Genomic DNA, 26,024 nt, shown 5'->3' on the forward strand with positions numbered 1-26,024 from the left:
TTTTTTATTTGCCAGACCCTACCAGGCCGGGAGCATAACGAATAAAACGTATCCCACCAGCGCCGCCCACAACAGCATCGGTATTGAATAGAGATGGAAACGCCACCAGATACGGCGATCGTTTGCCATCCGTAACGCAATCAAATTTGCCAGCGATCCGGGTAATAAACCAAAGCCACCCACGTTTACCGCCCATGCCAGTAATAAAGACGGTGGCACATAATTGAGGAGCAAAATCGTGCTCGGCACGTTACTGATCACCTGCGATAAACCAATCGCCGTTAACCATAATCCGGGTTCGGATAAATGACTCACGTTACTTAACACCCCCTGCAAAGCTGGCAGTTGGGTTAGTAAATGGACGTCGATAAACATCGCCATAAACACCAGCAGCAGCGTCCAGTCCACACTGAGCACCACGCGACGAGCCAGCAGCGCAAAGCCCGCCGCTACAATCACCAGTCCCCACAGCTCTTGTTTTAACTCCAGCGCCGTCAGAAAGACGATATACAGCCCCAGACAACTCCACACCAGCCGCGGTTTCCACTCAGGTGTTTGCGCCCCCGTATGATATTGCAGCGCCTTTCCAGGAAAACAACACCAGCACAGTAGCAGGAGTGTCAGCATCATTGCGCCAGCCAGCGGTGCCATTTGGGCAATAAACCCGGCAAACGAAAGACCAGAACGACCCCAGATAAGAATATTTTGCGGGTTGCCAATCGGCGTCAGTAGCGAACCCGCATTGACTGCCAGCGCCTCAAAAATAATCAGTCGATTAATCGGGATCTCACACAGTCTTTTTAGTGTGATTGTCAGCGGAACAACAATAAACAGCGCGACATCGTTGGTCAGAAATGTTGAAAGCAACGCCGCCGCCAGCACCATAAACATCGCCAGCCGTCGCTCCGTAGCAAAGCGGCGCACCATTTTGCGCCCCAGCACATCAAAATAACCGCTTAACTCCACACCTTTGGTCAGCAGCATCAGACCGCTTAAGGTGATGATGGTGTGCCAGTCGATAGCAGCAAGCCAGGATTTCGGTGCAAAGGGAACGAAAAAACTTAATCCGATGCCAACAAGAATTAATAACTGAAAAAAGCGATCGCCTTGCAGCGTGCGTAAAAAAGGCAGGCTCATTTGGCACCGTGTTTCTGGGTAAACAAACGAAAGGCATCCAGCGTCTCTTCACTGACATGGTGCTCCATGCCTTCCGCGTCGCGACGAGCGATTTCCGGGCTGACGCCCAACACCAACAAGAAATTTTCGACTATCTGATGTCGCTCGCGGCTTTCCTGCGCCAGCTTCTCTCCTTCTGCCGTTAAAAACACGCCACGCCAGGGGATCATTTCAATCAGCCCCATGGTTGCCAGTCGCTTAAGCATTTTAGCCACCGTCGGTTGCGAAACGCCCAGACGAGCAGCCATGTCCACCTGACGAGCTTCCCCCACTTCCCTGATCAAGTCAGAAATCAGCTCAACGTAATCATCAATAAGCTCGCGCCGGTGCGCCTCTCTGACCTGGCGGAACCCTTCAACGTGCTCTTCCACGTTCACTAACTGCGTCACTTTTTTTGCTGTTGGCGTACCTGCGCGACGACTCATTGTGCTTCCTCATTATGGTGACGCATACATAGCGTTCTCATTTCGTGCGCACATTGTAAACCAGAGTTGCGAAGGTACAAAAAATTAACGTTTTAGCAATAGCTATATAATATAGCCTGTGCTATATCTGTATGTAATGCAATCATCCCTCAAGGATCGACGGGATTAGCAAGTCAGGAGGTCTTATGAATGAGTTCAAGAGGTGTATGCGCGTGTTTAGTCATTCTCCCTTTAAAGTACGGTTAATGCTGCTCTCTATGTTGTGCGATATGGTCAACCACAAACCGCAGCAAGATAAACCTTCCGATAAATAGCGGCGTCGCGGTACGCCGCCTCACTCTTGTTTTCATACAGGTATAACGTGTTTGGCCTGAAAACCCCACTTTTTGTCGGATTTGCAATCCCCTTCGCAAAAGATTTGTTCGTCAGTAGTTGACCTTAACGGCTGCTCGCTCTATCTTCTTGCAGCCCTGCGTATATTGCGGCTCGCGGATGCGGACCCTTTTCCCCTCTTCACGCACTCTTGCAGGTATTGACCCTTGACGCCAGGGTAAGCACATGGCGTTTGTTACGATAGTGGCATATGAATTTAACCCTCAAAGAATCGCTTGTTACCCGTAGCCGGGTATTTAGCCCGTGGACTGCGTTCTACTTTTTACAGTCGCTATTAATTAACCTCGGCTTAGGTTACCCCTTCAGTTTGCTATACACCGCCGCATTTACGGCTATTTTGCTTTTGCTATGGCGAACATTGCCTCGCGTACAAAAAGTTCTGGTCGGTGTCAGTTCGCTGGTGGCAGCTTGTTATTTCCCTTTTGCTCAGGCCTACGGCGCGCCTAACTTCAATACATTGCTGGCATTGCACTCCACCAATATGGAAGAGTCGACCGAAATCCTGACGATTTTTCCGTGGTATAGCTACCTGGTCGGCTTATTTATTTTTGCACTCGGCGTAATAGCAATCAGGCGGAAAAAAGAGAGCGAAAAAGCGCGCTGGAATACCTTCGACAGCCTGTGTCTGGTATTCAGTGTGGCGACATTTTTTGTTGCTCCCATGCAAAACCTGGCCTGGGGCGGCGTATTTAAACTGAAAGATACTGGCTATCCGGTATTTCGTTTTGCTAAGGATGTCATCGTCAATAATAACGAGGTGATTGAAGAGCAAGAACGGATGGCAAAACTTTCCGGAATGAAAGATACCTGGACGGTCACTGCCGTTAAGCCGAAATATCAGACCTATGTGGTGGTGATCGGTGAAAGTGCGCGTCGCGATGCCCTCGGTGCCTTTGGCGGTCACTGGGATAATACCCCGTTTGCCAGCAGCGTTAACGGTTTGCTTTTTGCTGACTACATTGCTGCCAGTGGCTCCACGCAGAAATCGCTTGGCTTAACACTCAATCGCGTAGTCGATGGCAAACCACAGTTTCAGGATAACTTTGTCACCCTGGCAAATCGCGCGGGCTTTCAGACGTGGTGGTTTTCCAATCAGGGCCAAATCGGAGAATACGATACCGCCATCGCCAGCATCGCCAAACGGGCAGATGAAGTGTATTTCCTGAAAGACGGTAATTTTGAAGCAGATAAAAACACGAAAGACGAAGCGTTACTGGATATGACCGCTCAAGTGCTGGCGCAAGAACACTCGCAACCGCAACTGATTGTTTTACATCTGATGGGCTCACATCCGCAGGCCTGCGACCGGACACAAGGCAAATACGAAACCTTTGTGCAATCGAAAGAAACGTCATGCTATCTCTATACCATGACACAAACGGACGATTTGTTGCGTAAGCTGTACGACCAGTTACGCAATAGCGGCAGCAGCTTCTCGCTGGTTTACTTTGCGGACCACGGTCTGGCCTTTAAAGAACGCGGCAAAGACGTGCAATACCTTGCCCATGATGATAAGTATCAGCAAAATTTCCAGGTGCCTTTTATGGTCATTTCGAGCGACGATAAAGCGCATCGGGTGATTAAAGCCCGCCGTTCAGCCAATGACTTTTTAGGCTTTTTCTCGCAGTGGACGGGAATTAAAGCGAAGGAAATTAACATCAAATACCCGTTTATATCTGAGAAGAAAGCCGGGCCGATATACATCACCAACTTCCAGTTACAGAAGGTAGATTACAACCATCTCGCAACCGATATTTTCGACCCGAAACCTTAAAAACAAAAATCCGCCCCGAGAGGCGGATTTTTTATATCACCGAAGTGATTAGAAGCGGTAACCAACACCGGCAATCCAGGTGCCTACGTCAACGCTACGAATACGGCTCTGCTCGTAAGAGAAGTCCAGAGCAACGTTTTCCATCGGGTTAAACTGCAGACCTGCACCGTAGGAGAAACCGTAGTCGCTGGTGTCGTGTTTGTAGGTCGGGTATTCAGTGGTCTGGAATTTACCATAACCCACACCCACTACACCGTAGATGCTTGCCCAGTCGTTAATGCGGTAAGCCGGACCAGCAGTGATGCCGTAGTACTGGTTTTTGTTGTAGTCACCAGAGCTTGCAGTACGGCTTTTCTCGGTGTAAGTGAAAGAACCGATCACACCCAGCGGGCTGTTGTCTTCTTCATAGCGGTATTTCAGGTTGAAACCGCCCATTTTGTTCATTTGGCCCTGAGCGTCGCTCTGTGCGTAACCGCCAGTTACGGTAGAAGTCGCAGCTACGGAAGTACCTGCGGTGAAAGCCAGAACTGCGGCCAGTGCTGAAAGACATGCAATTTTTTTCATAACCACCTCAAATGTGATTCAAATAAGTCCTAAGTTTTAAATATATCAAAAATTAATGGGAAACTCTTCGCGATTTATGATGTCTAACGGGCCATTTCATGTAACAGAACGTTTCCATACACCGCTATCCATCTAAATTTAAATCACTTTTTCAGAGAACTGCGTAAGTATTACGCATGTATTCCCTGTCATTCATCCAGATTATTCCTAATCACCAGACTAATGATTCCATCAATCCTGGCGCATTTTAGTCAAAACGGGGGAAAATTTTTTCAACAAATGCTCAACCAGCATTGGGTATATCCAGTACACTCCACGCTTTACTTAGGTTTAGATATTTGTGGGAGAAAGGATGCCTGGTTCATTACGTAAAATGCCGGTCTGGTTACCAATAGTCATATTGCTCGTTGCCATGGCGTCTATTCAGGGTGGAGCCTCGTTAGCTAAGTCACTTTTTCCTCTGGTGGGCGCACCGGGTGTCACTGCGCTGCGTCTGGCATTAGGAACGCTGATCCTCATCGCGTTCTTTAAGCCATGGCGACTGCGCTTTGCCAAAGAGCAGCGGTTACCGCTGTTGTTTTACGGCGTTTCGCTGGGTGGGATGAATTATCTTTTTTATCTTTCTATTCAGACAGTACCGCTGGGTATTGCGGTGGCGCTGGAGTTCACCGGACCACTGGCGGTGGCGCTGTTCTCTTCTCGTCGCCCGGTAGATTTCGTCTGGGTTGTGCTGGCGGTTCTTGGTCTGTGGTTCCTGCTACCGCTGGGGCAAGACGTTTCCCATGTCGATTTAACCGGCTGTGCGCTGGCACTGGGAGCAGGGGCTTGTTGGGCTATTTACATTTTAAGTGGGCAACGCGCAGGAGCGGAACATGGCCCTGCGACGGTGGCAATTGGTTCGTTGATTGCAGCGTTAATTTTCGTGCCAATTGGAGCGCTTCAGGCTGGTGAAGCACTCTGGCACTGGTCGGTTATTCCATTGGGTCTGGCTGTCGCTATTCTCTCGACCGCTCTGCCTTATTCGCTGGAAATGATTGCCCTCACCCGTTTGCCAACGCGGACATTTGGTACGCTGATGAGCATGGAACCGGCGCTGGCTGCCGTTTCCGGGATGATTTTCCTCGGAGAAACATTGACACCCATACAGCTGCTGGCGCTCGGCGCTATCATCGCCGCTTCAATGGGTTCTACGCTGACAGTACGCAAAGAGAGCAAAATAAAAGAATTAGACATTAATTAAATTTACATTTCTGCATGGTTATGCATAACCATGCAGAATTTCTCGCTACTTTTCCTCCACACCGTCTTTATATATCGAATTATGCAAAAGCATATTTATTCCGAAAATTCCTGGCGAGCCAATAAATAAGAATTGTTCTTATCAATATATCTAACTCATTGAATTTTTATTAGTTTTGTTTTTCACGCTTGTTACCACTATTAGTGTGATAGGAACAGCCAGAATAGCGGAACACATAGCCGGTGCTATACTTAGTCTCGTTAATTACTGGGACATAACATCAAGAGGATATGAAATTATGAGTACCGCTAAATTAGTTAAATCAAAAGCGACCAATCTGCTTTATACCCGCAACGATGTCTCTGACAGCGAGAAAAAAGCAACAGTAGAGTTGCTGAATCGCCAGGTTATCCAGTTTATTGATCTTTCTTTGATTACCAAACAAGCGCACTGGAACATGCGCGGCGCTAACTTCATTGCCGTACATGAAATGCTGGATGGCTTCCGCACCGCACTGATCGATCATCTGGATACCATGGCAGAACGTGCAGTGCAGCTGGGCGGTGTAGCTCTGGGGACCACTCAAGTTATCAACAGCAAAACCCCGCTGAAAAGTTACCCGCTGGACATCCACAACGTTCAGGATCACCTGAAAGAACTGGCTGACCGTTACGCAATCGTCGCTAATGACGTACGCAAAGCGATTGGTGAAGCGAAAGATGACGACACCGCAGATATCCTGACCGCCGCGTCTCGCGACCTGGATAAATTCCTGTGGTTTATCGAGTCTAACATCGAATAAATCCATCGCTGATGGTGGAGAACTTTAGTACCCGATAAAAGCGGCTTCCTGACAGGAGGCCGTTTTGTTTTGCAGCCCACCTCAACGCACTTATTTAGTGCATCCATCTGCTATCTCCAGCTGATTAAGTAAATTTTTTGTATCCACATCATCACACAATCGTTACATAAAGATTGTTTTTTCATCAGGTTTTACGCTAAATAATCACTGTGTTGAGTGCACAATTTTAGCGCACCAGTTTGGTGCCCCAGAATGGTGCATCTTCAGGGTATTGCCCTATAAATCGTGCATCACGTTTTTACCGCATCTCGATAAATCAATGAGTTGCAAAACTGGCACGATTTTTTCATATATGTGAATGTCACGCAGGGGATCGTCCCGTGGATAGAAAAAAGGAAATGCTATGAAGTCTGTATTAAAAGTTTCACTGGCTGCACTGACCCTGGCTTTTGCGGTTTCTTCTCATGCCGCGGATAAAAAATTAGTTGTCGCGACGGATACCGCCTTCGTTCCGTTTGAATTTAAACAGGGCGATAAATACGTGGGCTTTGACGTTGATCTGTGGGCTGCCATCGCTAAAGAGCTGAAGCTGGATTACGAACTGAAGCCGATGGATTTCAGTGGGATCATTCCGGCACTGCAAACCAAAAACGTCGATCTGGCGCTGGCGGGCATCACCATTACCGACGAGCGTAAAAAAGCGATCGATTTTTCTGACGGCTACTACAAAAGCGGCCTGTTAGTGATGGTGAAAGCTAACAATAACGATGTGAAAAGCGTGAAAGATCTCGACGGGAAAGTGGTTGCTGTGAAGAGCGGCACTGGCTCCGTTGATTACGCGAAAGCAAACATCAAAACTAAAGATCTGCGTCAGTTCCCGAACATCGATAACGCCTATATGGAACTGGGCACCAACCGCGCAGATGCCGTTCTGCACGATACGCCAAACATTCTGTACTTCATCAAAACCGCCGGTAACGGTCAGTTCAAAGCGGTAGGTGACTCTCTGGAAGCACAGCAATACGGTATTGCGTTCCCGAAAGGTAGCGACGAGCTGCGTGACAAAGTCAACGGCGCATTGAAAACCCTGCGCGAGAACGGAACTTACAACGAAATCTACAAAAAATGGTTCGGTACTGAACCGAAATAATAATGCTACGCCTGTAAAGCGCACTGGCAGTCCCCTCTCCCCTCTGGGGAGGGGGGGTTGGGTAAGGGGCGCAAACCCGCTCCGACGCAATTAATTACCCTAACTTTGATTATTTACACCACGGTAACAGGAACAACATATGCAGTTTGACTGGAGTGCCATCTGGCCTGCCATTCCGCTTCTGATTGAAGGTGCCAAAATGACCCTGTGGATTTCGGTCCTCGGTCTGGCTGGCGGCCTGGTGATCGGATTGCTGGCAGGTTTTGCACGCACCTTCGGTGGTTGGATAGCCAACCACGTCGCGCTGGTCTTTATTGAAGTGATCCGCGGCACACCTATCGTCGTCCAGGTGATGTTTATCTACTTTGCCCTGCCGATGGCGTTTAACGACTTACGCATCGACCCGTTTACTGCGGCGGTGGTCACCATCATGATCAACTCCGGCGCGTACATTGCAGAAATCACGCGTGGTGCGGTGCTGTCTATTCACAAAGGTTTTCGTGAAGCAGGACTGGCGCTCGGTCTTTCACGTTGGGAAACCATTCGCTACGTCATTTTACCGCTGGCACTGCGTCGTATGCTGCCGCCGCTGGGTAACCAGTGGATCATCAGCATTAAAGACACCTCGCTGTTTATTGTTATCGGCGTGGCGGAACTGACCCGTCAGGGGCAAGAAATTATTGCCGGTAACTTCCGCGCCCTTGAGATCTGGAGCGCCGTGGCGGTGTTCTATCTGATTATTACCCTGGTGCTGAGCTTTATTCTGCGTCGTCTGGAAAGAAGGATGAAAATCCTGTGATTGAATTTAAAAACGTCTCCAAGCATTTTGGTCCAACCCAGGTGCTGCACAATATCGATTTGAACATTGCCCAGGGCGAAGTCGTGGTGATTATCGGGCCGTCCGGTTCCGGTAAATCTACCCTGCTGCGTTGCATCAACAAACTGGAAGAAATCACCTCCGGCGATCTGATTGTCGATGGCCTGAAGGTTAACGATCCGAAAGTTGACGAGCGCCTGATTCGCCAGGAAGCGGGTATGGTGTTCCAGCAGTTTTACCTCTTCCCGCATCTGACGGCGCTGGAAAACGTGATGTTTGGTCCGCTACGCGTGCGTGGCGCGAACAAAGAAGAGGCGGAAAAACTGGCGCGTGAGCTGCTTGCGAAAGTCGGTCTGGCAGAACGTGCACATCACTACCCTTCCGAACTTTCTGGTGGTCAACAGCAGCGTGTGGCGATCGCCCGCGCGCTGGCGGTGAAGCCGAAAATGATGCTGTTTGATGAACCGACTTCCGCTCTTGACCCGGAACTGCGCCATGAAGTGCTGAAGGTTATGCAGGATCTGGCTGAAGAAGGGATGACGATGGTGATCGTGACCCACGAAATCGGTTTTGCCGAGAAAGTCGCTTCGCGCCTTATCTTTATCGACAAAGGCCGGATTGCGGAAGATGGCGACCCGCAGGTGTTGATCAAGAACCCGCCGAGCCAGCGCTTGCAGGAATTTTTGCAGCACGTCTCTTAACTTCTCAGCCTCCCTTTCCCCCGAAAGGGAGGCACACCAGATTCCTCTCATTTAAAATCGCCCCTCCCCCAGCATCTATACTTATCTTTTTGCTCTGTTTTCTCACTGGAGGAGTCATGCGGTGGATCCTGTTCATCCTCTTCTGCTTGCTGGGCGCACCTGCCCACGCGGTATCCATACCCGGCGTTACAACCACAACGACAACGGACTCAACGACTGAACCGGCCCCGGAACCGGATATCGAACAAAAAAAAGCGGCCTATGGCGCACTGGCGGATGTGCTGGATAACGACACCTCACGTAAAGAGTTGATCGACCAGTTGCGCACCGTCGCCGCGACGCCCCCAGCAGAACCCGTACCAAAGATCGTGCCGCCGACGCTGGTTGAAGAGCAAACCGTGCTGCAAAAGGTCACCGAAGTCAGCCGCCATTATGGTGAAGCCCTTTCTGCCCGCTTCGGACAACTTTATCGCAATATCACCGGCTCCCCGCATAAGCCGTTTAATCCAAAAACCTTCAGCAATGCGTTGACCCATTTTTCAATGTTAGCGGTATTAGTGTTTGGTTTTTACTGGCTGATTCGCCTGTGCGCACTGCCGCTGTATCGAAAAATGGGCCAGTGGGCGCGGCAAAAAAATCGTGAACGCAGTAACTGGTTGCAGCTTCCGGCGATGATTATCGGGGCGTTTATTATCGACCTGCTGTTACTGGCACTGACATTATTTGTCGGCCAGGTCTTAAGCGACAACCTGAATGCGGGCAGTCGCACCATCGCTTTCCAACAAAGTTTGTTTCTCAACGCCTTTGCCCTGATTGAATTTTTCAAAGCCGTACTACGCCTGATTTTTTGCCCCAACGTGGCGGAGCTGCGCCCGTTCACGATTCAGGACGAAAGCGCCCGTTACTGGAGTCGTCGCCTGAGCTGGTTAAGCAGCCTGATTGGCTATGGCCTGATTGTGGCCGTGCCGATTATCTCTAATCAGGTGAATGTGCAAATCGGTGCGCTAGCGAACGTCATCATTATGCTATGCATGACGGTCTGGGCGTTGTACCTGATCTTTCGTAATAAAAAAGAGATTACCCAGCATTTGCTCAACTTCGCGGAGCATTCGCTGGCCTTTTTCAGCCTGTTTATTCGCGCTTTTGCGCTGGTGTGGCACTGGTTGGCAAGCGCCTATTTTATCGTGCTGTTTTTCTTTTCGTTGTTCGATCCGGGCAACAGCCTGAAATTTATGATGGGTGCAACGGTACGCAGCCTGGCGATTATTGGTATCGCCGCGTTTGTTTCCGGTATGTTTTCCCGCTGGCTGGCGAAAACCATCACTCTCTCGCCACATACTCAGCGTAATTATCCGGAACTGCAAAAACGGCTGAACGGCTGGCTGTCGGCGGCACTGAAAACGGCGCGTATTCTGACCGTCTGCGTGGCGGTGATGTTGCTGTTGAGCGCATGGGGATTGTTCGATTTCTGGAACTGGCTGCAAAACGGCGCGGGGCAGAAAACCGTAGATATCCTGATCCGTATCGCACTCATCCTTTTCTTCTCGGCGGTTGGCTGGACGGTGCTCGCCAGTTTGATCGAAAACCGGCTGGCTTCGGATATTCATGGCCGCCCGCTACCGAGCGCCCGCACGCGTACTCTGCTGACGCTGTTTCGCAACGCGCTGGCGGTGATTATCAGTACCATCACCATCATGATTGTGTTGTCAGAAATCGGCGTTAATATCGCGCCATTGCTGGCAGGTGCCGGTGCATTGGGGCTGGCTATCTCTTTTGGTTCGCAAACGCTGGTGAAAGATATCATCACCGGCGTGTTTATACAGTTTGAAAACGGCATGAACACTGGAGATTTGGTGACTATCGGGCCGCTGACCGGCACTGTGGAACGGATGTCGATTCGCTCCGTGGGAGTGCGTCAGGATACCGGGGCGTATCACATCATTCCGTGGTCTTCGATTACCACCTTTGCTAACTTTGTCCGCGGCATTGGTTCGGTAGTGGCAAATTACGATGTTGATCGCCATGAAGATGCTGATAAAGCCAATCAGGCACTGAAAGAGGCGGTAGCGGAATTAATGGAAAACGAAGAAATTCGCGGGTTGATTATCGGTGAACCGAACTTTGCCGGGATTGTCGGCTTAAGCAATACCGCGTTTACACTGCGTGTTTCATTCACCACGCTGCCTCTCAAACAGTGGACGGTCCGCTTTGCCCTCGACAGCCAGGTGAAAAAGCATTTCGACCTGGCTGGTGTTCGCGCGCCGGTACAGACTTATCAGGTGCTGCCCGCTCCGGGCGCGGCCCCGGCTGAACCGCTGCCACCGGGAGAACCAACGCTTTAACGCTGGCGATTGACAAAACGACGGCGTTGCTCGTCGTTCATAAAGGTCCAGGCAATAAAGCGACTCTGCTTTTGCCCCTGGGCCATCTCTTTTTTAACCACTTTCACCGCGCCCACGTCCGTCAGAGCACGATACAACGGCGGTAAGTTTTCGCCACGAGATACCAGTGAGGTAAACCACATCACCTGCTTCGCGAAGCCTTTGCTCTCTTCAATCATCTTTTTGATAAAAGCCACTTCACCGCCTTCACACCACAACTCCTGTTGCTGACCACCAAAGTTCAATGCATCGTCTTTGTTCAGCCCCAGATTACGCCGTTTACGCTCACTACCCGCCCGTGCCGCAGCGGCGGAATCGTGGAATGGCGGGTTACACAAGGTCGCGTCGTATTGCTCGTTTTTGTGGATAATACCGTTAAAAATCGCCCCGCTCTCTTTTTGCCGACGCAGACGAATGGCGCGATTAAGCCCCGGATTAGCGCTGATGATCGCCTGCGCGCTGCTTAACGCCTGGCTGCTGGTTTCACTACCGGTAAAACGCCAGCCATATTCATGTACGCCAATCAGCGGGTAAATACAGTTCGCACCAACGCCGATATCCAGAATGCTGGCATTAGCTGGAATTGTTCCGCTTGCTTCAGCCAGTAAATCGGCAAGGTGATGAATGTAATCTGCCCGACCTGGCACTGGCGGGCAGAGAAAACCGTCCGGGATATCCCAGTTCGCTACGGCGTAAAAATGGGCCAGCAACGCCTTATTGAGCGCCTTCACCGCCAGCGGATTGGCAAAGTCTACGCTTTGCTCCCCGGCAGGTGTAAGCGTGAGGAATTGCCTGAGTTCAGAATTGACCTGACAAAGCGTGGCAAGATCGTAGCGGCTGTGATGACGGTTGCGCGGATGCAACCCCGGTTTCTGGGCGGACATAGCATTCTCCTTTAAGCAGCGGCGTAAGATACCCGCATAACGCGACAGGGTAAATATCTGGCGTCGTGTATCATGCGCAAAATATGCCACTTATCTTGTTACCCCATCAATTCATCATAAAAATCAGCATCATGCATGTCATTGATTTGTCTTATTTTGTAAAAATATATCGTTCAAAAAACAAGCACATCTCTGTCAATTTTTTGCGTCATTTTCATCGTCCAGGCGACCTACACTTATCAGGCACTACCCGTTGTATTTATGAGGATGTCATTATGAAAAAGTGCCTCACACTACTGATTGCCACCGTCCTGAGCGGAATCTCTCTCACGGCTTATGCCGCACAACCAATGAGTAACCTGGACAGCGGTCAGCTACGGCCCGCCGGTACCGTTTCGGCAACTGGCGCATCAAATCTAAGCGATCTGGAGGATAAACTGGCAGAAAAAGCGCGCGAACAAGGCGCGAAAGGTTATGTCATTAATTCCGCAGGCGGAAATGACCAGATGTTCGGTACTGCAACCATCTACAAATAACCCCACCAACGTAACTGCATTCGCCTCTGGATGCAGTTTTCGCCTGTTTTGTAATCAAAAAACATCAAATATGAACGCAATGTAAATAAATGTATTTCTTTTTCGCGCAATGGGTGATAGAAAATCGAGCCAAGTGATAATGCTTATCAAAATTATTATCACTTGCACGAACACTATCACGGGATTAACAGTGGCATCGCATCCGCAGAGAGGCTTTCTCGTGACAGTGAAAATTTCAACATATAAGAAAAAGTCACCTGCAAAATGGAAAACAATCGCAATTTCCCTGCCAGACAATTTCATTCGCTCACGTTCTTTGCCGGTCTTTGTATTGGTATTACGCCTGTGGCACAGGCACTCGCCGCCGAAGGGCAAACTAACGCGGATGACACGCTGGTTGTCGAAGCATCAACGCCTTCGCTTTATGCACCACAACAATCTGCCGATCCGAAATTCTCGCGTCCGGTAGCGGATACGACCCGCACGATGACGGTGATTTCTGAACAAGTGATTAAAGATCAGGGCGCAACCAACCTTACCGATGCGCTCAAAAACGTCCCCGGAGTGGGTGCGTTTTTTGCTGGTGAGAACGGTAACTCCACCACTGGCGACGCCATTTATATGCGCGGTGCCGATACTTCTAACAGTATTTATATTGATGGGATTCGCGATATCGGCAGCGTCTCACGCGACACCTTCAATACCGAACAGGTCGAAGTGATTAAAGGGCCGTCCGGCACCGACTACGGGCGCAGCGCGCCGACGGGCTCGATCAATATGATCAGCAAGCAGCCGCGCAATGATTCAGGCATTGACGCTTCCGCCAGTATTGGCAGCGCCTGGTTCCGCCGCGGCACGCTGGACGTCAATCAGGTCATTGGTGATACCACCGCGGTGCGCCTGAATGTGATGGGTGAAAAAACGCACGATGCCGGACGCGACAAAGTTAAAAATGAGCGTTACGGCGTCGCCCCTTCTGTAGCTTTTGGCCTTGGCACAGCGAATCGTTTGTATCTTAATTATCTGCATGTCACCCAGCACAACATGCCAGACGGCGGCATTCCGACCATCGGTTTGCCGGGCTATTCTGCCCCATCTGCGGGAACGGCGGCCCTGAATCATTCCGGAAAAGTTGATACGCATAACTTTTACGGCACGGATTCCGATTACGACGATTCGACCACCGACACCGCTACCATGCGTTTTGAGCACGACATTAGCGAGAACACCACTATTCGCAACACTACGCGTTGGTCGCGCGTGAAGCAGGATTACCTGATGACGGCGATTATGGGCGGGGCGTCGAATATTACCCAGCCCACCAGCAATGTGGATAGCTGGACCTGGTCCCGTATTGCGAATACTAAAGATGTGAGTAATAAAATTCTCACCAACCAGACCAACCTGACCTCGACGTTCTATACCGGCTCTATCGGTCATGATGTCAGTACCGGCGTGGAATTTACCCGTGAAACACAAACCAACTACGGCGTTAATCCGCTGACGTTACCCGCGGTGAATATTTATCATCCTGACAGCAGCATTCATCCTGGCGGCCTGACGCGCAACGGCGCAAACGCCAATGGTCAGACGGACACCTTCGCAATTTATGCTTTCGATACGCTGCAAATCACCCGTGATTTTGAGTTGAACGGCGGGATCCGTCTGGATAATTATCATACTGAATATGACAGTGCCACCGCCTGCGGCGGCAGTGGCCGAGGTGCCGTTACCTGCCCAGCTGGCGTGGCGAAAGGTTCTCCGGTCACCACTGTTGACACCGCCAAGTCTGGCAATCTGGTGAACTGGAAAGCCGGGGCGCTGTATCACCTGACGGAAAACGGCAATGTCTATATTAACTATGCCGTTTCCCAACAGCCGCCGGGCGGAAACAACTTCGCCCTTGCGCAGTCTGGCAGCGGTAACAGTGCCAACCGTACCGATTTTAAACCGCAAAAAGCCAACACCAGCGAGATTGGCACCAAATGGCAGGTTCTGGATAAACGCCTGTTGCTCACCGCCGCGCTGTTCCGTACTGATATCGAAAATGAAGTTGAGCAAAATGATGACGGAACTTACTCGCAATACGGTAAGAAACGCGTCGAAGGCTATGAGATATCCGTGGCCGGGAATATCACTCCCGCGTGGCAGGTGATTGGCGGCTATACCCAGCAAAAAGCAACCATCAAAAACGGCAAAGATGTTGCCCAGGATGGCTCCTCATCGCTGCCGTATACCCCGGAGCACGCCTTTACCTTATGGAGCCAGTATCAGGCAACCGATGATATTTCCGTTGGTGCGGGCGCACGCTATATCGGCAGTATGCATAAAGGTTCTGACGGCGCGGTGGGAACGCCAGCGTTTACCGAAGGTTATTGGGTCGCCGACGCTAAACTGGGGTATCGGGTTAATCGCAATCTCGACTTCCAGCTAAACGTCTACAACCTGTTTGATACCGATTACGTCGCCTCAATCAACAAGAGCGGCTACCGTTATCACCCGGGCGAGCCAAGAACCTTCTTGCTCACGGCCAATATGCATTTCTGATTCAGATGTGGGGCGCAGGCCCCACTTTTTGGAGAACTTGTATGATGTACCACATTCCCGGCGTGCTATCGCCAAAGGACGTCGCCCGGTTTCGCGAACAACTGGAACAAGCCGAATGGGTGGATGGACGCGTCACCACCGGCGCACAAGGTGCGCAAGTTAAGAACAATCAACAGGTAGACACCCGCAGCACGTTATACGCCGCCCTGCAAAATGAGGTGCTGAACGCGGTTAACCAACATGCATTGTTCTTTGCCGCTGCCTTGCCGCGTACCCTTTCCACGCCGCTGTTTAATCGTTATCAGAACAATGAAACTTACGGTTTTCATGTGGATGGCGCAGTACGCAGTCACCCACAAAACGGCTGGATGCGCACTGACCTTTCTGCCACGCTGTTTTTAAGCGATCCAGAAAGCTACGACGGCGGCGAACTGGTCGTTAATGACACCTTCGGACAACATCGGGTAAAACTCCCGGCAGGCGATCTGGTGTTGTACCCTTCCAGCAGCCTGCACTGCGTGACACCCGTAACCCGCGGCGTACGAGTGGCATCATTTATGTGGATCCAGTCGATGATCCGCGATGATAAAAAGCGCGCCATGCTGTTCGAACTGGACACCAATATTCAGTCGCTGAAAAGCCGACATGGCGAAAGTGAAGAGATCCTGTCGCTGCTCAATCTTTATCATAATCTGCTGCGGGAATGGTCGGAGATCTGACGCTTGAACTGCCCGAGTTCGCCCCTATATTAGCTACACTTAACTGTACAAGTATTGATATGGGGAGGACGATATGGCATCCGGTTGGGCTAACGATGACGCCGTCAACGAACAGATCAACAGTACAATTGAAGATGCGATTGCCCACGCTCGGGGTGAAATTCCGCGTGGCGAAAGCCTGTATGAATGTGAAGAGTGCGGAGCCCCCATCCCGCAGGCCCGTCGGGAAGCCATTCCTGGCGTGCGCTTATGCATTCATTGCCAGCAGGAGAAAGATTTACAAAAACCAGCTTATACAGGGTATAATCGCAGAGGTTCGAAAGACAGCCAGTTACGTTAACTGCAACTGTCGGGATGTATAGTGAGTATAATTTGTATTTTGCGTGGCATTCCGTGCCTTTAACGCTGCCGTGACTGCCACGCTGCATAAAACACGTCCATAAGTACAACAAATAAATGGTTTATCAGTATGTTAGATATCAATCAATTTATTTGAACAAGGCGGTCAATTCTCTTCGATTTTATCTCTCGTAAAAAAACGTGATACTCATCACATCGACGAAACAACGTCACTTATACAAAAATCACCTGCGAGAGATTAATTATGAAAACTATCAATACTGTTGTTGCTGCTATGGCTCTTTCAACTCTGTCCTTTGGCGTGTTCGCGGCGGAACCGGTAACGGCATCCCAGGCACAGAACATGAATAAAATCGGCGTGGTTTCTGCCGATGGTGCATCCACCCTCGATGCCCTGGAAGCGAAACTGGCTGAGAAAGCTGCGGCTGCTGGTGCCAGCGGATACAGCATCACTTCTGCCACCAACAACAATAAATTAAGCGGAACTGCGGTTATCTATAAGTAATTCGTAGGCCGGATAAGGCGTTCACGCCGCATCCGGCAACAGGTGCCTGATGCGACGCTACAGCATCTTATCAGGCCTACAAAATCCGAACCATTGGACGGATAAGGCGTTGACGCTACGTCCAGCAAAAGTATTTCCCTGTCTGTTTGCCGACAGACGCATATGCTCTAACCCTCATTGATCCTATGTTACCCTTGTTTGCCCGTCCGTCACTGGACGGGCTTTTTTTTAGCTGGCTAACTGCTGAAAGAAAGCCTGCAACACCTCTTCCGGCATACCAATCTGCCGTGCCGCATCACAAATGGCCTGCCAGCTTCCCGCATCCAATGGAATCCCCTGCTCCTGCCGTTCGCGACGCGTGTTAACTTCCCACTCGCCCGGTAGCAAAATCGGCTTATCGTCATCATGCGGCGAGGCTTTCACCCACTCGGCAAAGGCTTCGGTCTGCGCGCTACAATCCGGCGCGCCGAACAGTTCCGGGTTGATGATGATAGTGGTCATGCAGTTAAGAATGGCATCGGGACTGGTTTGTAACGTTTCCTGATGCGTCGTTTTACCGCCGGAAAGCGCCCCACCAAGAATTTCACACATCGCTGCAAGGGCGTAGCCTTTATGTTCGGCAAAGGTCAACAGCGAACCCAACGGCGACTCCTGCATTACCGCCGGATTTGTTGTCGGTACGCCGTTAACGTCAATCAGACAGCCTGGCGGCACGGGTACGCCTTTATGCCAGGCGACGCGAGTTTTCCCAAATGCGATGGCGCTGGTGGCGTAATCGAGCAACAGCGGGAAATTATCTTTACGTGGGAAAACCACACAGAACGGGTTGGTGCCAAAGCGGCTGTCGCGGCCGTGGAACGGCGCGACCATTGGAATACCCACCACGCTAACAAAGTGGATAGAGACAAACCCCGCCGCCGCGCACTGTTCTGCCCAGTAACCAATACGACCGATGTGATGCGAGTTATGCAGCGCCACGGCGGCTATGCCGTGCTGATGCGCTTTCTCAATCCCCAGCGCCATCGCTTCGTGTGCCGCGACCTGACCAAATGCGCGATCGCCATCAAGCGTAACCACCGCGCCCGCTTCTTTAACGATTTTGGCATGGTGGTTAATTTGCAGATGCCCCTGACTCCAGGAACGCACATAGCTTGGGATCATGCCAATACCATGTGAATCATGCCCTGCCAGGTTTGCCGCGATTAAATGATCGGCAACTAATTTCGCTTCTTGTTCCTCGCTACCCATCTGACGAAATACAGCCTGAATAAAACTGTGCAGCGTCTGAGCATCAAAGCGATGACCACTTTCCATGATTAACTCCTGTTTATGTTATGTGTTTGTTGTTTTTTTATGCTGCACGCCGGGCGCGGGAAGGTCAATAAAGATGCAGGAATTTCATATTGCGGTGGGGTAAAAGCCGGATGACATGGATCATCCGGCTGAGAAAGAAATTAAAATGCCTGATGAACGCGCGCCAGGGCGTCGCTAATAGTTGCCGCTTCACCTGTTGCCACCAGGCAGCAAGCCATCTGGATTTTCAGCGATTCGGGAATCGGCTCGCTGCCAGCCAGACAACGCTCAATCCACTGCACCGTGGTTTCCGGGTCTTTTGCTTGTGGCAGTCGCTCGCTGCCAGCAGAGTCTTGTTTTTCATACAGCACCCGCATTCCTTCGCGGTCAATGAGATTGATCTGCGGGCAGCGCTGCGGATTAGCATACACTTCACCTTCAGTACCATGCATTAGTAGCGCTCGCCCGCCGATATCGCTAAAGAACTTCGCGACGCGTCCAATGTATTCCGGATGCGAAACGCTGGAAAGACGCAGCGCCTCACCTTCGGCAAATGGTGTTGCCAGTTTCGCCAGGGTATGCGCACTGTTACGCACGCCCATCCGCCAGCGCATCGCCAGTTGTTTTTCCAGCGGCGGGCAAAACGCGCCGACTGGCATAAACACCGGTTGATGTTCGTCGAGCTTCGCCTGCGCCTGCCCGCCGTGCAACGTTGGCGCAATACCCATCAGTTCGAAAATGGTTTCTGTCAGCACGCGAGTTGGATCTTCGCTAACCCCGTGAACCACCACAGGAAAACCGAGTTTGTGCAGCAGAATCGCCAACAACGGCGTCAGGTTGGCCTGTTTACGCGCGCCGTTGTAACTAGGGATGACAATCGGCATCGGCTTGCTAACAGGCGGCGTCAGTTTGATGGTGTGATTTTGCATGGCTTCGTAAAAGCCGAGCATCTCTGCTTCCCCTTCCCCTTTGATACGCAGCGCAATCAATACGCCGCCCAACTCAAGGTCAGGGACTTCACCATTGAGCATATGGGCATACAGACCGCGCGCAGTATCCCGGTCTAAATCGCGCGCGTGGTTTTTCCCGCGCCCGATCTCTTTAATGATTTTGCGATAGTCCATTTACGACTCCTTACCTGACTCACATCATTAACGCCGCCGACGGCGTGGGGATTTCGTTTTTTCTTTCTTTTTAACTATACCTTCAGGGACTTCCGGTTGCTCTATCGGAAATACCGGTAATGCATCCAGTAGCCGCTTGCCGTAGTTTTTGGTGAGCAAGCGTTTATCGTAAATCACCACTTCGCCCCAGCAACCGTGGCTTCGAATCAGTCGCCCAACCTGCTGAATCAGGTTAAACGAGGCGCTCGGCAGGCTTTGCACCTCAAACGGATAGCGGTTGAGGCTTTTCAGCCATTCCCCTTCGGTGATCACCACTGGGCTGTCGATGGGCGGAAAAGCGATTTTGTGGATATGCACCTGGCTTAACAGATCACCTTTCAAATCAAGCCCTTCGGCAAATGACTGTAAACCCACCAGCACGCTGCGCTCACCGTTGGCGACGCGTTTGCGGTGCAGTTCAACTAAACGGTAACGCGGCTGATCGCCCTGCACCAGCAACATCAGGCGTAAATCCGTCACATAGTCGAGAAATCGCTGCATTGCCCGTCCGCTGGCAAACAGCACCAACATACCGAGATGTTTTTTGCTCTCCACCTGTTCACGGAAAAAGGCCGCCATTTCGGCAATGTGCTGTTCTTCGTTGTCGATGGAAGGCTCAAAGCGCATCCGGGGAATAACAATTTTGCCCTGTTCGCAGTGGTTAAAGGGCGAATCCAGCGCCACAAAGCGGTCACCCGCTTTCTCTTTCAGCCCGCTCATCTCCTGCAAACGCGAAAAACTGTTCAGCGAACGCAAGGTTGCGGAGGTAACAATAATGTGCGGAATACTGCGCCACAGCAGCCTTTCCAGTTGGTCGCTAACACGAATACCCACGCAGTGAAACCAGAGATGCAGCTGCCCTTCGCGCTCTTCCCGCGTCGCCCATTTGGTCACCGGCGCACCGGAAGATTGCGCCAGAGAAGCCAGCCGCCAGAGTTTGCTTTGCGCCTCGAACATCCCCAACGCGCGGTTCATCTGCAAAATCAACCGATGCAGGCGTACAATGTCATGGCTGCCGGTTTTCTCACTTAAATCGTTGAGAAATAACTCCGCCAGACCACGCAGCATCTCGGTGAGCTTTGCCAGCCGCTGACAGATTTCCAGCACTTCCTCAGGCAGTTCCCCCATTGCAAAACGGTGCTCCGCCTCCTGACCGGCTGGCATGTAGAGATTGAGAATGTTGTTTAACGAAGCGATAAGCTCATACAACTCTTCACTATGCGCATTCAAACGTTCAGGGATTGCCAGCGGTGGGATCGTCTTCGGGCGAAACTGCTCCATACAGGTAGCAACAAGCTTCGTAAACAAGTCCAGCTGCAGCCGATACCACGGCGCGGTAATTTCGGCGCTCATCTCCAGCGCATCCCGTGCCACATCAGGCAGGTGATGGCCTTCGTCCAGCACCAGCAGTAAATTTTTCGGGTCAGGCAATACCGCTTCGCTTTCCATCGCCGCCATCACCAGCGCATGGTTTGCCACCACCACTTCCGCTTCCTGAATCTCCCGACGAGCAACAAAAAACGGGCATTCACGATAGTAGTAACAGTTGCGGTTGAGGCAGCTGGCTTTGTCGGTACTTAAACGACGCCAGAGATCATCATCAATGGCGATATCCGTATGATCGCGCAGACCATCCCATTTATAAGTGTCGAGATCGCCCTTCAACTTTGCACAACGCTTTTGCTCTTCCTGATTGTTCGGCGTCAGCTCGTCGTCAAGAAACGCCAGCAGATCCTGTTGCGTGGGTTCAGTACTGGCGAGCGCCGTCAGATTACGCGGGCAAACGTAGCGCCCACGCCCGAAAGCAGCGGTGAATTTAAGATCGGGAATGATCTTTTTCAGCAGCGGTAAATCTTTGCTGTAGATCTGATCCTGCAATGCCACGTTGGCGGTACTCACCACCAGCGTTTTTTGCTCTTCGCGGGCAATGGCGATGCCGGGGATCAAATAGGAGAGCGTTTTCCCAACGCCGGTGGGTGCTTCAATCGCCAGATGCCGCCCTTCTTCTCCGGCCAGCGTTTTGGCGACGTCCGCAATCATCTGCCGCTGCGGCGCACGGGGAATAAAGTCGGGGATCTGTTCCTGAAGCGCCTTATACCAGGCGGCAATTTGCGCTTTAAGCGCGGCGGTTAATGCCATGAGAAAACCTGAAATACTGTATAAACAGCCAATATTGTGGCATTTTTCGGTTTTCAGCGGTAATGGTTTTTCTGTTTCTGGAAAGCGGCTCGCAAACACGCCCTCACACAATATAGTTGATTGAAAGTTCGACGGCACGGTGAGCGCCAGTCTTCAGGGCAGAAAACAGCAAGTGATACCTCATTTCGTGGTTACACTTGCCGCCGTCATCGCTTCGCAGGAACCGGTATTGCCCGCCCTGGCCTGAGCCAGGGCCATCAATGCCATTATCCTGTTGGGATCTTTACAGCCATGCGTCTGGCGTCCACTCGGATAAAACTTTAGAAAAACGATATTGTGCGTAGCGGACCATATCACGATATAACGAACTTATACGCAGCTGGTTGGCCTCTTCATTAGACAGATTATTGAAATCAAGCAATACCGCTTTGTATGTATTAAAAGTTTGACTGCTTATCATATTTTCATCTAAAGAGTGAGCTTTAGCCAATAAAGCAAATGCATAACGTTTTAAAATTTTTGACGCATCAGGAATACCGTAAAAGACATTACTGTGAGAAATATTTGCAAATACGGCAGACAGACAAAAAAATATTTTAGACTTATCACTTTCACTGGCCTCTTTGAGATCCAGCATCGTTAATAGATTAGTGTAATGTTTTTCTTTCAAAGTATGCTGTTGCCATTGGTCTGAATCGGTCATCAAAGAGGAAAATAATGATTTAAATTCTGTCGGTTGATTATCCGATTCTGGCACAAAGTCTGTTTTTCGCATTATTGCTGACATAAATACATCACGAATATAACCTTTCAATCCAAGAGCATTGAGAATCAATTGGTGTTTCTTATTTTTCTGCGCATATTCCCATCCTTTTGCAAATAAAGGAAATGCACACGTACAAATCGTTTCTGGATCATCTCTGACAACTTCATGGGTATCCTGCAAAGATGGATAAATAGAGTAATTATTCCAGATGGTCTTTTTCTTAACTTCTGGCTCAAGCATTGAGATTAACGCCTGGTGCGATAAGCGCATTACTCGCCCGGAGTTATCGGATGATAACAGGATATAACATTTATTATTTTTATCTAACAATCCTTGCTGCTCATTGAAATTCAATTTTATTTCTGCAGTAACGAATTGTTTTATTTCAGGTAATACCTGATAATTGTGATAAAGGTCAAATGCTAAGTTTTTCTCTTCAACACTTCTGTTTTCAAAAAGCAAATCAATAAATTGAATAAATCTATAATTTTCAGAAACCATCAACTCTGGTCTCTTTAAAAAGAGAGCATGGAAAAAGTTAATTATTTCCGCATCGTTACTCAGATTTTTATTTCTGAAGTAGCACAGATACGTATCCAATGCGCGCATAACAAGTTCATGATCGCTATTAAGTGGGGATTTTAATAGTTTTGCTATTATGGACGATGGGAATGCTACCATGTCCCGCAGCGTGAAGAGTTCCATGCCATCAGTTAATTGCGTTAGCAAATCTTTTACTGTTTTTATGTTATCAGTATTATCATTGAAAGATTCGTCTGCCAGAGACTCTAGTTTTTCTATCATCCCCCCGATTACAAATATATCTTTTTCGCTCTCCACGTCATGATTAGACATATCATCGACGATATCTTTAACTTTACTATCACTTTCATATAGTTTTTCTCTCACAATATTATTAGCGTTTACTGCAGAAGTCGCATCATAATAGGATGGCGGAATAATAACAGAGAATTCGTTAGTGAATATAGAATGATATGCAAGATTATCATCATTCAATTTCTCACCAACGTTAAGCGAATTAATATCCCTCAGAATATGCGTCTCAATCTGACTGTCAAAAAGACTTTTAGAAAAACCACTACCTTCAGTCAGTTCAATTTTCATCCTGAGTATTTTATTTTTGAGGTCAGAAAATGTATTTACATAAGGAATAAAAACATCTGATGAATTAGAGTTATTTTTCTTTCCATTAATATTATCTATTCTGACGGTGATCCCTTTCTCATCACGATGAATTGCATTATTCATATTTATAGAGATCACATTTTCATGTCTGGATTGCCCGGTTTTAATCGTCATATTGATATCATTTGCGCTGATCTCCGAAATCTCACTGACGAATTTTTTAAATGCATTATAGCGCTGGTGGCCAGCATTAAATTTGCCAAATGAAACATAATATGCGAAGTGTTCAAGGAAACCATGTAATTCCAGTAAATTAACCGGGTCAGAACCCTGCACCATATTTAATAACATCGTCGCATAACCATTGCATTTTGAACAATCCATACACCGCTCCTTTGCACATGAATGATCTGCGGATCATAAGCCTGGCAAAATAGGGAATCTTACAGAAATCGCTCATTTTTAACTTTTCGCACAGTAAACTCAGGATAACCTGGTTATGAAAGTTTGCTGCTGCACCGCTCTAAACAGACTGGCGATCAATCTTTCTATCAATAAGCAGAAATGAGCGATTTTTGATAGTTTATTGGAAATGCTAAAGATATACGGTAATGAAACGACTGCACACTTTATTTTGCTTAGGGAGATAGTCGGATACACTATAGACAATGAAAATAATAAAATCAGGGACAGAATCAAGCTAATACTAAATCACATATCTCATAATAATTTTCCAGATGATGAACAAACACTTTATGCAATAGCATGTTTATTCCAGACTTTCCCAAAATTTGTTTATGAATATCAACCAATGTTATTAACAATAAGTGAAATTGCAAGAAGAAATAATTTCATTGCCATTTTAAATACACTAGATAGATCATAAAGCAAATTTATTAAAAACAATAAAATCAGACATGACATGCATGTCTGACCGTGTTACCTGAATAAAGGGCAAAAGCCTGTGATACTCTTTTGCCCTTACATGGTATTACTGCGCAGCGGCAGGTTTACGCGGACGGCGGCGACGTTGTTGTTCGCCTGCCGGTTTGGCATCGCCGAGACGACGAGACGGTTTTTCTGCGGGCTTCGCGTTACCAGACTTCGCACCACTTTCCGCACGGCGTGGTTGCTGTTGACCGCGACCACCGCCTTGTCCACGACCGCCTCCACGTTGCTGGCGACCGTTCTGTATCGGTTCGGCCTTGATTGACGGGTCCGGCTCATAACCCGGAATCGCAATGCGTGGAATCTCTTTTTTCAGCAGTTTTTCGATATCACGCAGAAGTTTGTGTTCATCCACACACACCAGAGATAACGCTTCACCAGTTGCCGCTGCACGACCGGTACGCCCGATACGGTGGACGTAATCTTCCGGTACGTTTGGCAGTTCATAGTTGACGACGTGCGGCAACTCTTCGATATCCAGACCGCGTGCAGCGATGTCAGTTGCCACCAGAACACGAATATCGCCCGATTTAAAATCGGCCAGCGCACGAGTACGCGCACCTTGCGATTTATTACCGTGGATCGCCGCACTGCGGATACCATCTTTATTGAGCTGTTCAGCCAGATGGTTAGCACCGTGTTTGGTACGGGTAAACACCAGCACCTGCTGCCAGTTCCCTTTACCAATCATGTGCGACAGTAATTCGCGTTTACGTTTCTTATCGACAAAGTGAACGTGCTGGGTCACCTGATCAGACGCGGTATTGCGGCGTGCCACTTCAATTTCCAGTGGGTTATGCAGCAGTTTTTCCGCCAGGTTTTTAATATCGTCTGAGAAAGTGGCGGAGAACAACAGGTTCTGGCGCTTCGCTGGCAGCTTAGTCAACACACGACGGATATCGTGGATAAAGCCCATGTCGAGCATACGGTCAGCTTCATCGAGGACCAGGATTTCTATCTGGTCCAGCTTCACTGCATTCTGATGTTCCAGGTCCAGCAGACGTCCCGGCGTTGCCACCAGCACATCAACGCCGCCACGCAGCTTCATCATCTGCGGGTTAATGCTCACACCGCCAAATACGACCAGCGAACGAATGTTCAGGTATTTGCTGTAATCACGGACGTTTTCGCCAATCTGTGCAGCCAGTTCACGGGTTGGAGTAAGAATGAGCGCACGGACCGGACGACGCCCTTTGGCGTGCGGCTGGCGGGTAATCAAATGTTGCAACAGGGGCAGCGTAAAGCCTGCCGTTTTGCCAGTGCCGGTCTGGGCGCTAGCCATCAGGTCGCGGCCTTCAAGCACCGCTGGGATCGCCTGCTGCTGAATAGGGGTGGGTTCACGGTAACCTTGCTCGGCAACGGCGCGCAGGATATCAGGGCTTAAACCCAAAGAATCGAAAGACATAACTACTCCGAACCGCCCCGACCGTTACCGGTGTAGTTTTCAGGGAGATACTGAAAAGGAAAATGACAAAAACCACAATGTCATGAGGGGGCGGAGTGTAGCAGTTTTTGTGACCCAGCGCATAAATTATCCCTGTGACTGGCGTAGCTAAAATTCTTAGCCATACTGGACAACTCCAGGATGGAGACAT

23 protein-coding genes are annotated in these 26,024 nt (G+C 49.6%); 13 read left to right on the forward strand and 10 right to left on the reverse strand.

The window, feature by feature from the left end:
- Positions 1 to 18 precede the first annotated feature (18 nt).
- Together AACU19_RS08975 and mntR are read right to left on the reverse strand one after the other, a co-directional pair.
- Positions 19 to 1,137 carry an anion transporter gene (locus AACU19_RS08975; protein ID WP_105278119.1) on the reverse strand — a complete coding sequence of 373 codons (1,119 nt, stop codon included), beginning with the start codon at positions 1,135 to 1,137 and terminating at the stop codon, positions 19 to 21.
- A complete protein-coding gene (gene mntR / locus AACU19_RS08980) occupies positions 1,134 to 1,601 on the reverse strand; it encodes a manganese-binding transcriptional regulator MntR (protein ID WP_000091016.1) in 468 nt (155 codons plus the stop codon). The genes AACU19_RS08975 and mntR overlap by 4 nt, the downstream gene beginning before the upstream one ends.
- A 185-nt stretch (positions 1,602 to 1,786) precedes the next feature.
- On the opposite strand from mntR, the gene mntS reads away from it, so the two are divergent.
- Both mntS and opgE read left to right on the forward strand, forming a co-directional pair.
- Positions 1,787 to 1,915: a manganase accumulation protein MntS gene (gene mntS / locus AACU19_RS08985; RefSeq protein WP_039021128.1), complete on the forward strand. Its 129-nt coding sequence runs from the start codon at positions 1,787 to 1,789 to the stop codon at positions 1,913 to 1,915.
- 269 nt (positions 1,916 to 2,184) lie between these two features.
- A complete protein-coding gene (gene opgE / locus AACU19_RS08990) occupies positions 2,185 to 3,768 on the forward strand; it encodes a phosphoethanolamine transferase (protein WP_039021129.1) in 1,584 nt (527 codons plus the stop codon).
- A 48-nt stretch (positions 3,769 to 3,816) separates the two neighbouring features.
- Here the strand turns inward: opgE and ompX are convergent, their stop codons facing one another.
- Positions 3,817 to 4,332, reverse strand: coding sequence for an outer membrane protein OmpX (gene ompX / locus AACU19_RS08995; RefSeq protein WP_001295296.1), 516 nt, complete (start codon positions 4,330 to 4,332; stop codon positions 3,817 to 3,819).
- Positions 4,333 to 4,384: 52 nt separating this feature from the next.
- Positions 4,385 to 4,450, reverse strand: a complete 66-nt coding sequence (locus tag AACU19_RS09000; RefSeq protein WP_120795379.1) for a protein YliM — start codon at positions 4,448 to 4,450, stop codon at positions 4,385 to 4,387.
- A 234-nt stretch (positions 4,451 to 4,684) separates the two neighbouring features.
- On the opposite strand from AACU19_RS09000, the gene rhtA reads away from it, so the two are divergent.
- The 6 genes from rhtA to ybiO all read left to right on the forward strand — a co-directional run bounded on the left by rhtA (position 4,685) and on the right by ybiO (position 11,384).
- Positions 4,685 to 5,572, forward strand: coding sequence for a threonine/homoserine exporter RhtA (rhtA, locus tag AACU19_RS09005; RefSeq protein ID WP_001295297.1), 888 nt, complete (start codon positions 4,685 to 4,687; stop codon positions 5,570 to 5,572).
- A 298-nt stretch (positions 5,573 to 5,870) separates the two neighbouring features.
- Positions 5,871 to 6,374 (forward strand): DNA starvation/stationary phase protection protein Dps, encoded by a 504-nt coding sequence (gene dps, locus AACU19_RS09010; protein WP_000100800.1) that lies wholly within the window; start codon positions 5,871 to 5,873, stop codon positions 6,372 to 6,374.
- Positions 6,375 to 6,777: 403 nt separating this feature from the next.
- Positions 6,778 to 7,524, forward strand: coding sequence for a glutamine ABC transporter substrate-binding protein GlnH (glnH, locus tag AACU19_RS09015; RefSeq protein WP_000843866.1), 747 nt, complete (start codon positions 6,778 to 6,780; stop codon positions 7,522 to 7,524).
- Between the two features lie 139 nt (positions 7,525 to 7,663).
- On the forward strand, positions 7,664 to 8,323 hold the full coding sequence (gene glnP / locus AACU19_RS09020; RefSeq protein WP_001159065.1) for a glutamine ABC transporter permease GlnP: 660 nt from the start codon (positions 7,664 to 7,666) through the stop codon (positions 8,321 to 8,323).
- Positions 8,320 to 9,042 (forward strand): glutamine ABC transporter ATP-binding protein GlnQ, encoded by a 723-nt coding sequence (glnQ, locus tag AACU19_RS09025; RefSeq protein ID WP_000569080.1) that lies wholly within the window; start codon positions 8,320 to 8,322, stop codon positions 9,040 to 9,042. Before glnP ends, glnQ begins: the two co-directional genes overlap by 4 nt.
- A gap of 116 nt (positions 9,043 to 9,158) precedes the next feature.
- Complete coding sequence (gene ybiO / locus AACU19_RS09030; RefSeq protein WP_105278120.1) at positions 9,159 to 11,384, forward strand: mechanosensitive channel protein; 2,226 nt, start codon at positions 9,159 to 9,161, stop codon at positions 11,382 to 11,384.
- Here ybiO and rlmF read toward each other — a convergent pair.
- The gene (rlmF, locus tag AACU19_RS09035) at positions 11,381 to 12,307 is read right to left on the reverse strand and encodes a 23S rRNA (adenine(1618)-N(6))-methyltransferase RlmF (protein WP_039021130.1); all 927 of its coding nucleotides are present in this window, start codon (positions 12,305 to 12,307) and stop codon (positions 11,381 to 11,383) included. The two genes, ybiO and rlmF, sit on opposite strands and share 4 nt — an antisense overlap.
- Positions 12,308 to 12,582: 275 nt before the next feature.
- Here rlmF and mcbA point away from each other — a divergent pair, with 275 nt between their 5' ends.
- From mcbA to ybiJ, 5 genes are all read left to right on the forward strand, one after another.
- Entirely contained in the window at positions 12,583 to 12,843 is a 261-nt protein-coding gene (mcbA, locus tag AACU19_RS09040) for a DUF1471 family periplasmic protein McbA (RefSeq protein WP_000710619.1), read from the forward strand.
- A gap of 264 nt (positions 12,844 to 13,107) precedes the next feature.
- Positions 13,108 to 15,390: a catecholate siderophore receptor Fiu gene (locus AACU19_RS09045; RefSeq protein ID WP_105278121.1), complete on the forward strand. Its 2,283-nt coding sequence runs from the start codon at positions 13,108 to 13,110 to the stop codon at positions 15,388 to 15,390.
- A 41-nt stretch (positions 15,391 to 15,431) separates the two neighbouring features.
- The gene (gene ybiX / locus AACU19_RS09050; RefSeq protein ID WP_000990144.1) at positions 15,432 to 16,109 is read left to right on the forward strand and encodes a PKHD-type hydroxylase YbiX; all 678 of its coding nucleotides are present in this window, start codon (positions 15,432 to 15,434) and stop codon (positions 16,107 to 16,109) included.
- 73 nt (positions 16,110 to 16,182) lie between these two features.
- Entirely contained in the window at positions 16,183 to 16,449 is a 267-nt protein-coding gene (gene ybiI / locus AACU19_RS09055; RefSeq protein ID WP_105278122.1) for a C4-type zinc finger protein YbiI, read from the forward strand.
- Positions 16,450 to 16,713: 264 nt separating this feature from the next.
- Entirely contained in the window at positions 16,714 to 16,974 is a 261-nt protein-coding gene (ybiJ, locus tag AACU19_RS09060) for a DUF1471 family protein YbiJ (protein ID WP_000849301.1), read from the forward strand.
- 228 nt (positions 16,975 to 17,202) lie between these two features.
- Here the strand turns inward: ybiJ and hcxB are convergent, their stop codons facing one another.
- The 5 genes from hcxB to rhlE form a co-directional block, all read right to left on the reverse strand.
- Positions 17,203 to 18,288 carry a hydroxycarboxylate dehydrogenase HcXB gene (gene hcxB / locus AACU19_RS09065; protein WP_105278123.1) on the reverse strand — a complete coding sequence of 362 codons (1,086 nt, stop codon included), beginning with the start codon at positions 18,286 to 18,288 and terminating at the stop codon, positions 17,203 to 17,205.
- Positions 18,289 to 18,428: 140 nt separating this feature from the next.
- Positions 18,429 to 19,391, reverse strand: a complete 963-nt coding sequence (gene ybiB / locus AACU19_RS09070) for a DNA-binding protein YbiB (RefSeq protein WP_105278124.1) — start codon at positions 19,389 to 19,391, stop codon at positions 18,429 to 18,431.
- A 27-nt stretch (positions 19,392 to 19,418) separates the two neighbouring features.
- Positions 19,419 to 21,569 (reverse strand): ATP-dependent DNA helicase DinG, encoded by a 2,151-nt coding sequence (gene dinG, locus AACU19_RS09075; protein WP_105278125.1) that lies wholly within the window; start codon positions 21,567 to 21,569, stop codon positions 19,419 to 19,421.
- A 283-nt stretch (positions 21,570 to 21,852) separates the two neighbouring features.
- Positions 21,853 to 23,865 carry a type III effector gene (locus tag AACU19_RS09080; RefSeq protein WP_105278126.1) on the reverse strand — a complete coding sequence of 671 codons (2,013 nt, stop codon included), beginning with the start codon at positions 23,863 to 23,865 and terminating at the stop codon, positions 21,853 to 21,855.
- A gap of 607 nt (positions 23,866 to 24,472) precedes the next feature.
- Positions 24,473 to 25,834, reverse strand: coding sequence for an ATP-dependent RNA helicase RhlE (rhlE, locus tag AACU19_RS09085; protein ID WP_046081809.1), 1,362 nt, complete (start codon positions 25,832 to 25,834; stop codon positions 24,473 to 24,475).
- Between the last annotated feature and the right edge of the window lie 190 nt (positions 25,835 to 26,024).

The organism is Escherichia sp. MOD1-EC4550, assembly GCF_963876935.1.
Classification (GTDB): Bacteria; Pseudomonadota; Gammaproteobacteria; order Enterobacterales; family Enterobacteriaceae; genus Escherichia; species Escherichia coli_F.